Raw genomic sequence first — 8,047 nt, 5'->3', positions numbered from 1 at the left:
TAAACCGTCGCCGCGCTTTACAGGCCGCCTCAATCCGTGTATAGATTGACCGCCGCTGCATACCGTGCTATAATTCTTGACATCACCGCCTAGAGAGGCGGCTTTTTTATTGCCTGACCAGCTAACAGGACCAACGGGGAGATTGAATGTCTCCCCGCCGGTTCTCCCCAACCTCTTAGACGGATTCCGTTTGTTTCGTTGACAAATCGGGAAAACGCCGATTTGCCAACTCCATGTCCGGAACCTGTTGTTCTCCTTCTCGCTCTCCTGAGGAGCTTTTCAAGTCTGCTGCGCCGCTTTGCAAGTCCGCTCGGATGTCATCGTTGTTGCAAACGATTCAACTGGATTCCGTCTTAGTTCTTCTCGTTCACTCGCCAGTATCCGGTTACCCGCACATCGGCGTCCGGGTACTCGGTGCGCAGATGCTTGCGCAGGGCTTTGGCGGCGCTGACTTCCATGGCGCCCCACACCGCTGCGGGTGGGGTTTCCAGTGCGTCCAGCACTTCACGCAAGGCGGTGCCACTCCCGCCCATGCGGGGCAGCCAGCTCACATGCGCGCCAGACGGCAGGTGCACGTCGTCCAGGTAGCGCTGGTCGGCAGCGTCGCCGACCTCCAGCAGCACGCGCACAGGGTGTTCATCGGCCCAGCCTTCCAGCAGCGCGGCGATGGTTGGCAGCGCCGTCTCGTCGCCCAGCAGCAGCGCGGGACCGGCACTGAAGTCAGGAGTAACCTCCTGATAATCGCCGCGTGCCGTGACGGTCTCGCCGGGCTGGAGGCCCTCGGCCCACTGGCTGCCCAGGGTGTTGTCGTGGCAGTACACGTCGACTTCAGCGGTAGTGCCACTGACGCGGCGCAGTGTGTAGGGGCGGCCATGTTCATGCCCCGGCACGTCAAAGCGGCAGGCATAGCCGGGGCGCCAATCGGCGCGCTCGTCCTCACCCAGATTCACAGTCAGGCGGCGAAAATGCGCCGTCAGGGCGCGGTTCTCGGTCAGGCGCCAGTGGGCCACACGGCTGTCTGGCTTGACCCCCAGCTTCTTCATCGCCTCGCTCACCGTGCCGCGAATGGCTTCGTGGGCCGGGCCCGGCACGGCGTAGGCCACGAAATGACGGCTCAGGCCGGCAGGAGCAGTGACTTCCAGCTCCATCCCGTCCTCGTAGACGGCGGTCATCTGGACGTGGGTGGCGTCCTGAACAGGAGTGTAGGCCTTGACGCAGTGCAGCAGTTCGGGCACGTGGCCCTCGTTGACGTGCGTGATGATGTCGTGCATGTCGTCATTGACGATGGGCTGGCGGGCAGCAGTGGTCATGCGGGCTCTCCTTGCGGCCGGGTGTCACTGTTCAGAAACACTTCGTGGATTTCCAGTTCGCTGGGGCCGTCAAAGGCTTCCTTGGGCAGGCTGCCGCTGCGGGCGTGGCCCTGCTTGAAAGCGTCGGACGTGGTCCAGGCTTCAAAGGCCTCGCGGCTCTCCCAGTACGTCAGCACGATGTAGGGTTTGCCCGGCTGGGCGGGGCGCAGCACCTCGTTGCGAATAAAGCCGGGCATGGTGTCCACCAGCCCCGCGCGGGTGCGGAACCGCTCCTCGAAAGCGTCGGCGTAGTCGGGGTGCACCCGGATTCGGTTCATCACAGTCAGCATGGGGGCTCCTGGGTCTAATTTAATGTGTGTAAAAGGTCGGCTGGGCGCGCTGTTAGCCCCACCTTGGGCAGTTTGTTCACGGCGTCGGGAGAGTACGAGGAGGAATCGGCGGCAATCACCCGGCTGCCGGCCCCCAGCGCGTACACGATTTCGGTGACGGGGCCACCCAGGGTCAGGACGCGGGCGGTGTCGGCTGGAGTCAGGGCGACGGTGCGGCCCTCGGCGTCCGTGACATTCACGTTCTGGGCCGAGGCCACCGAGGCGGCTAGCAGGGCAGAAAGCAGGAAGCGGGTCATGGGCAGAGCACTCCTTGGGACAGAGGCGGGTAACGAACTAATCCGACAGAATTACTCAAGTTTAACGCGAAAAAAGGAGGTCGGGCCTCCTTCTACTGGGCGCTGACAATCAGGGGGCAGTCCAGGCAGGGGTGACGGGTGACCAGCACCTCGTGGCCGTAAGCGGCGTGAATATGGTCACGGGTAAGGGCGGCACTGGGGGTATCGCAGGTCAGCACGGCGCCGTCCGAGAGCAGCAGCACCCGGTCGGCGTACTGCGCGGCCAGATTTAGGTCGTGCAGCACGGCCAGCACCCCCACGCCCTGCGCGCAGAGGTCGCGTGCCAGGCGCAGGGTGGCGTGCTGGTGCGCGAGATCGAGGCTGGCGGTGGGTTCGTCCAGCAGCAGCACCCGGTCGCCCGGCGTGCCCTCCAGCTGCGCCAGCGTGCGCGCCAGATGGACCCGCTGCTGCTCGCCGCCCGAGAGAGTCTGAATATTGCGGCCCTCGTAGCCGGCCAGGCCCACCCGCGCCAGGCAGGCGGCGGCAATGGCGCGGTCAGCCGGAGTTTCATTTCGTCCGTGGGGAATGCGGCCCAGCAGCACCACGTCCAGCACTTCATAGGCAAAAGACACGGGCGTCTGCTGCGGCAGCACGGCGCGGCGCCTGGCCAGCTCGGCGCCGCGCCATTCGGGCAGCGCCTGGCCAAACAGCTCCACCCCGCGCCGGCCCAGTTCGCCGGTCAGGTGCTTCAGGAGTGTGCTTTTGCCAGCGCCGTTGCGCCCCAGCACCACCAGCAGTTCGCCAGCCTGAAGCGACAGCGACACCTGCCGCAGCAGCGTGCGGCCCGCCACCTCATATTCCAGTTCGGTGACGCGAACCAGGGTGGCCGCCGGAGTCTGGACAGGAACCGGCGTGGTCTGGGGATCCAGCACAGCGGCCTCCCTCATAGGCCCGTCTCCCGCCGGCCCTGGCGCAGCAGGTACAGGAAGAACGGCGCGCCCAGCAGGGCCGTCACGATGCCGATGGGCACCTCAGCCGGCACGGCCACGGTGCGTGACACCAGATCGGCCAAGACCAGCAGCGTGGCCCCCAGCAGCGCCGAGGCTGGCAGCAGCGTGCGGTGGTTGGGGCCGGTGACCAGCCGCAGCAGGTGCGGCACGACCAGGCCCACAAAGCCGATGGTGCCCGCCACCGCCACACCCGCGCCCACGCTGAGGGCCACCAGGGTCACAATCAGCCACTTGACGCCCTGCACCGGAATCCCCAGGTGCGCCGCGCCGCTCTCGCCCAGCATGAAGGCGTTGAGGGCGCGGGCCGTCAGGGGCAGCACCAAGACGCCCAGCATAATCAGAGGTAGGGCGCTGAGCACGGTGGGCCAGGTGGCCCCGCCCAGCGACCCCAGGTTCCAGAAGGTGATGGTGCGCAGCTGTTCGTCGGTGGCCAGAAAGGTCATCAGGCCGGTGCCGGCGCCGCACAGCGCGTTGATCGCAATACCGGCCAGCAGCATGGTGGTCACGTTGACCCGGCCCCGGTCCTGCGACAGCAGGTAGATCAGGGCTGTGGACAGCAGGGACCCCACAAAGGCCGCAGCGGGCAGCGAATACATGCCAAAGGCGTGAAAGCCCAGCACCACGCTCATGGCAGCCGCCAGGCTGGCCCCACTGGAGATGCCCAGCAGGCCAGGGTCGGCCAGAGGGTTGCGGAACAGGCCCTGCATGGCGGCCCCCGCTATCGCCAGGCCCGCGCCCACCAGAATGCCCAGGGCCACGCGCGGCAGGCGAATGGCCCACAGCACGGCGGCCTGCTGCTCATCGTAGCCTTGCAGGGGGGATACGCCCAGCGGCGCCAGCAGGATGCTGAGCACCTGCCCTGGCGTAATCGGCACCGCGCCCGTGCCCACCGCCAGCACCACCGCGCCGACCAGCAGCAGCGGCAGCGCCAGCAGCACCAGGGCCGCCCGCGTGCGCTGACGGCTCAGGACCGGGGCGGCGGCAGCGGTCAACGGAAGTCGGCCTTCCACTCGCGGGCGAGCTTCAGCGCGAACTCGGGCAGACGCGGCCCAATCCAGCGAACCGAGTCGTCCACGGTGTAGACGCGGCGGTTGCGCCCCGCGTTGGTCTGGGCCACGCCGGGCATCTTCAGCACGGCGTCCAGGTTGCCCACCGCTTCCATGCCGCGGGTCAGCATGATGATGGCGTCGGGGTTCATGGCCACCAGAGCTTCGGCGGTCAGCTCCTTGGTGTCTTTGAAGGTCGCGGCGTTCTTGCCGCCGGCCAGGGTAATCAGCTCGTTGGCGCCGCCGTCGGTGCCGTACAGCATGCCGCTGGCGGGGCCGTGGGCGTACAGAAAGACCACCTTGGGCGCCGTCTTGGGCTGGTTGGCCTTCACGGCCTGCATGGTAGTGTCAAAGCTCTTGCTCAGGCTGGTGGCCGCGCTCTGCACGTTATAGACCTGGCCCAGCATGTTCAGGCGGGCCTTGACGCCGTCCAGGCCGCCACGGTCGCTGGCGGGCAGCACCAGCACCTTGACGCCGGCCGCGCGCAGCTGCTCAACCGTCTTGACGTTGCTGGGCATGGCGAAGTTATCGGCGGTGCCAATCACCACGTCCGGCTTCAGGGCAATGATGCCTTCGGCGGGCAGCTGCGCCCAGTGGCCCACGCTGGGAATCTTGTTGGGCGGGTAGGTGCCGGTGATGTCGGTGCCGACAATCGTGGCCTGCTTGCCGAGGCGGTAAATCAGTTCCACGGTGGTGGCGTTCAGCGCGACCACGCGCTTGGGGTTGGTCACTTCCACCGTCACGCCGTCGGCGCCCTTAATGGACGCCGCAGAAGCGGCAGAGAGCAGAGCGAGAGCCGTCAGAGCCAGAAGTTTCCCTTTCACGGCCCCAACGTATGTAAACCGAGTGGTTTAGTCAAGTATAAGTGTGGTTTGACCCACGAAGAGGTTGGACGGGCGTTCAGTTGGCTGCGTAACTCTGTCTAAAAAAGTAGGCCGAAGTATTCTGTCTCTGGCAAAAGGATGGTTTGGACTGTCCACAGCAGCTCATGACTTCGCCTTCAGGTTGATTGTCTCAAAAAAAAGCCTATGGATCGCAGAATTAAGCCGATAGATTTTCCGCATACCTGGTCTTCAGCTGCGCCTAAAGATTATGTTTTAAGCAGAAAATGTGGTATACTCTTTCTATGAAGAACGCTCCGCTGACCCTCGATTTTGGCACCGTCCGGTTGCCCGTCAGTGCGGACGGCCTCCTACACGCCGCCTCGGCCCTGAATCAACTGGGAGTAACTGAAGACCGCCATACCGCCACCTGCGCCGCGCTGGAACTGGACCTTGAAACGCGCGATTACGGTGCAGGGGCCGAAGCGGCCCTGAGCATTCCCGACTTCACCCGCCTGGCCTTTACGCTGGAGACCCCGCAGGCGCGGCGCTGGCGCAAGCGGGCGCAGGATCTGCTGACGCGCGCCTTGCAAGGCGACGTGCGCCTGTCGGCCCAGATTGCCGAGCGCAACCCTGACCCCGAAGCGCGGCGCTGGCTGGCCTCCCGCCTGGAAAGCACCCACGCCCGCCGCGAACTGATAAGCACCGTGGCTCGCCACGGCGGCGCCGGACCGGTGTACGGCCAGCTGGGCAGCATCAGCAACCGCAGCGTGCTGGGCACCAACAGCGCCGCCATTCGCCGCGAGCGGGGCGTCAAACAGACCCGCGACGGCCTGAGCAGCACCGAACTGCTGCGCCTGGCTTATCTGGACACGGCCACCACCCGCGCCATTCAGGAGCGAGGCGCCCACGGCAACGCGGCCATCTTGAAGCTGCACGAATATGTCGCCCGCCGGGAGCGGCTGGGCTGGGAAACCCCACTGCCCACGCAAGCGAGCTAAAGCAGAGGAGGGAAGACGGGCAGGCCACATTTCCAGTGGCCTGCCCGTCCCCTTTGACGCCAGTTGCCGCTCTGTTCCTCATGCAGGCCCGCTAGAATCCGGCTCGTGCCGCCCATCCTCATTCGCCTCGTTCTGGCCGAGGTCACCCGCTGGTATGCGGCCGGCGTGGCGCTGTTTCTGTCGCTGCAACTGGTAGACGCGCTGAGCAGCACCGTCGCCAAGCTGCTGATGTACCGCCCGCCTATCGAAAAAGCCGCCGCCGCCTTTTTCAGCATTGCCCCCAGCATCCTCAACAAAAGTCTGGTGCTGGCCGTTCCCTTCGCCATCCTGCTGGCGTTTTCGCGGATGCAGCGCGACAGCGAGCTCAAGGCCATCAGTGCCGGGGGCGTGCCGCCGCTGCGGCTGGTGTGGCCGCTGGCCCTGCCCTTTTTATTAGTGGCGGCGCTGGCGTACGTGAACGGGGACCGGCTGGTGCCGGCTGGACTGGCGCGCTGGGACACCGCCTGGTTCAACATCTACAGCATTCCGGTGCCGCCCACCACGCAGAAACGCTACACCTACGCGCCGCCCGGCGCCCTGTACTACGCGGGCAGCGTGGTCAGCGACGGCAATGGGCAAACGGCCCAGCTGCAAGGGGTCATGGTGCAGATTGGCCAGAAAACGCTGACGGCCAGCATCGGGACCTGGGACAGCGGCAAGCGCACCTGGACCCTCCTGAGCCCCTGGATCAGCCTGCCGGGCCAGAATCCCCGGCAGGCCACCGCGCCGGTGACGGTGCCGCAGGCCGACACCCTGCGCCGCCCCCCCGCCGCCGCCGAGCAGACGCCCACGGCCGAACTGCGGGCCCGCACCACTGACGCGCGCCTATTGCCCGCTGACCGGCGTGACGCGGCCTTTCAGCTGACCCGCCGCGTGGCCGACCCCCTGACGGCTGTGGTCTTTGCCCTGGCTGCGGGCGCCCTGGGCCTGCTGCTGCGCAACCGCGCCGCCGCCTTTGCCGCCGTGCTGGTGTTTCTGGTAGGGTTTTACGCCCTGTGGGCCACCGTGCCGGGTCTGGCGCGGGCCGGCGCTCTGGACCCGGCGCTGGCCGCGTGGCTGCCCAATCTGGCCTTTTTGCTGCTGGCCGCTGCACTGACCTGGAGGCTGCGGTGAAGACCTTTGAACGCTACGTGCTGGGTGAGATTCTGCCGTTTCTGGCGGGTGGTGTGGCGGCGGTGATTACGCTGCTGCTGCTGGTTGGGCTGGAAAAAATCATTGCGCCGCTGCTGGCCAAAGGGGCCGACCCCCTGCTGGTGGCCCGCGTGCTGGCCCTTAGCGTGCCGGAGGCTACCGCGACCGCCCTGCCTATCGCCCTGATGTTCGCGGTGCTGCTGGGGCTGTCGCGCCTGGCGGCTGACAGCGAAATTAAAAGCGCGGTGGCGGCGGGCATTCCGGCGGCCCGGCTGTTCCGGCCCGTGCTGCTGCTGGGCGGCGTGGTGGCGCTGCTGGCCTTTGGGCTGGGCGAAGGCTTCGTGCCGCGCGCCCGTACAGAAGCGCGGGCCGTGCAGCGTCAGATTGTGCTGGACAACCCGCGTGTGCTGGGCTTGGGCGAACAGAACGTGGTGCTGCGCGACACCCTGGGCCGCGCCATCAGCGTGGGCGAGGTGCGCCCCGGCGGCGAACTGCGTGACCTGCGGATTGTGACCATGCAGGACAGCCTCCCCCCCCGCGAGGTGATTACGGCCCAGTCCGGGCGCCTGGACCCCGGCAGCAACGTCCTTGAATTGCGTGACGGCCAGCGCGTCACCTATCAGGACGCCCGCCCGGTGACGGTGCTGAGTTTCGAGCGCGGCCAGTTGCCCCTGCAAGACACCGGCACTGACCTGAGCGGCGAGGGCGGCAACGTGGCCCAGCCCCTATATGACCCGCTGCCGGACCTGTGGCGCCGCACCCAGACCTACCGCCAGCAGCACATCAGTGCACCGGCCGATTTCACGGCGCTGCACCAGAAGTTTGCTGGCCCGCTGGCCGCCCTGGCCCTGGCTTTTTTTGCAGTCAGCCTGGCTGTCTACGCCTTTCGCAGTGGCCGCGACCTGGGGTTGGTGTGGGCCCTGCTGCTGACCTTTGCGTACTACGCGACGTTCAGCGTCTTCCGCGTGATGGGCGAGAACGGCGCCCTGCCCGGCGCCCTAGCCGCCTACGGTCCCAATCTGATTGCGCTGGCGGCGGGCGCGGCGCTGCTGTGGCTCACGGCGCGGCGCTGAAAGGGCCGTCTA

9 protein-coding genes are annotated in these 8,047 nt (G+C 66.7%); 3 read left to right on the top strand and 6 right to left on the bottom strand.

Annotated elements, in window-relative coordinates; genetic code table 11:
* Window positions 1-353: 353 nt before the first annotated feature.
* From K7W42_RS19630 to K7W42_RS19605, 6 genes are all read right to left on the bottom strand, one after another.
* Entirely contained in the window at window positions 354-1,310 is a 957-nt protein-coding gene (locus K7W42_RS19630) for a siderophore-interacting protein (protein ID WP_224576842.1), read from the bottom strand.
* Window positions 1,307-1,639 (bottom strand): antibiotic biosynthesis monooxygenase family protein, encoded by a 333-nt coding sequence (locus K7W42_RS19625; protein WP_157460591.1) that lies wholly within the window; start codon window positions 1,637-1,639, stop codon window positions 1,307-1,309. Before K7W42_RS19625 ends, K7W42_RS19630 begins: the two co-directional genes overlap by 4 nt.
* Before the next feature lie 14 nt (window positions 1,640-1,653).
* Complete coding sequence (locus K7W42_RS19620) at window positions 1,654-1,935, bottom strand: hypothetical protein (RefSeq protein WP_224576841.1); 282 nt, start codon at window positions 1,933-1,935, stop codon at window positions 1,654-1,656.
* A gap of 92 nt (window positions 1,936-2,027) precedes the next feature.
* The gene (locus K7W42_RS19615; RefSeq protein ID WP_224576840.1) at window positions 2,028-2,861 is read right to left on the bottom strand and encodes a heme ABC transporter ATP-binding protein; all 834 of its coding nucleotides are present in this window, start codon (window positions 2,859-2,861) and stop codon (window positions 2,028-2,030) included.
* On the bottom strand, window positions 2,858-3,916 hold the full coding sequence (locus K7W42_RS19610; protein ID WP_224576838.1) for a FecCD family ABC transporter permease: 1,059 nt from the start codon (window positions 3,914-3,916) through the stop codon (window positions 2,858-2,860). The genes K7W42_RS19615 and K7W42_RS19610 overlap by 4 nt, the downstream gene beginning before the upstream one ends.
* Window positions 3,913-4,794: a heme/hemin ABC transporter substrate-binding protein gene (locus K7W42_RS19605; RefSeq protein ID WP_224576836.1), complete on the bottom strand. Its 882-nt coding sequence runs from the start codon at window positions 4,792-4,794 to the stop codon at window positions 3,913-3,915. Before K7W42_RS19605 ends, K7W42_RS19610 begins: the two co-directional genes overlap by 4 nt.
* 302 nt (window positions 4,795-5,096) lie before the next feature.
* Here K7W42_RS19605 and ddrC point away from each other — a divergent pair, with 302 nt between their 5' ends.
* The 3 genes from ddrC to K7W42_RS19590 all read left to right on the top strand — a co-directional run bounded on the left by ddrC (window position 5,097) and on the right by K7W42_RS19590 (window position 8,035).
* Entirely contained in the window at window positions 5,097-5,792 is a 696-nt protein-coding gene (gene ddrC, locus K7W42_RS19600; RefSeq protein ID WP_224576834.1) for a DNA damage response protein DdrC, read from the top strand.
* A gap of 105 nt (window positions 5,793-5,897) precedes the next feature.
* Window positions 5,898-6,944 (top strand): LptF/LptG family permease, encoded by a 1,047-nt coding sequence (locus K7W42_RS19595; RefSeq protein WP_224576832.1) that lies wholly within the window; start codon window positions 5,898-5,900, stop codon window positions 6,942-6,944.
* Entirely contained in the window at window positions 6,941-8,035 is a 1,095-nt protein-coding gene (locus K7W42_RS19590) for an LptF/LptG family permease (RefSeq protein WP_224576830.1), read from the top strand. Before K7W42_RS19595 ends, K7W42_RS19590 begins: the two co-directional genes overlap by 4 nt.
* The last annotated feature ends 12 nt before the right edge of the window (window positions 8,036-8,047 follow it).

It is taken from the genome of Deinococcus betulae (assembly GCF_020166395.1).
Lineage (GTDB): Bacteria > Deinococcota > Deinococci > Deinococcales > Deinococcaceae > Deinococcus > Deinococcus betulae.
Note: the sequence above shows the minus strand (reverse complement) of the source record. Positions and strands in the feature narration are given on the sequence as shown.

Bases quoted from the DNA above. Each gene is read 5' to 3' on its own strand.
- K7W42_RS19630 (WP_224576842.1), bottom strand. From the start codon at position 1,310: ATGACCACTGCTGCCCGCCAGCCCATCGTCAATGACGACATGCACGAC.
- K7W42_RS19625 (WP_157460591.1), bottom strand. From the start codon at position 1,639: ATGCTGACTGTGATGAACCGAATCCGGGTGCACCCCGACTACGCCGAC.
- K7W42_RS19620 (WP_224576841.1), bottom strand. From the start codon at position 1,935: ATGACCCGCTTCCTGCTTTCTGCCCTGCTAGCCGCCTCGGTGGCCTCG.
- K7W42_RS19615 (WP_224576840.1), bottom strand. From the start codon at position 2,861: ATGAGGGAGGCCGCTGTGCTGGATCCCCAGACCACGCCGGTTCCTGTC.
- ddrC (WP_224576834.1), top strand. From the start codon at position 5,097: ATGAAGAACGCTCCGCTGACCCTCGATTTTGGCACCGTCCGGTTGCCC.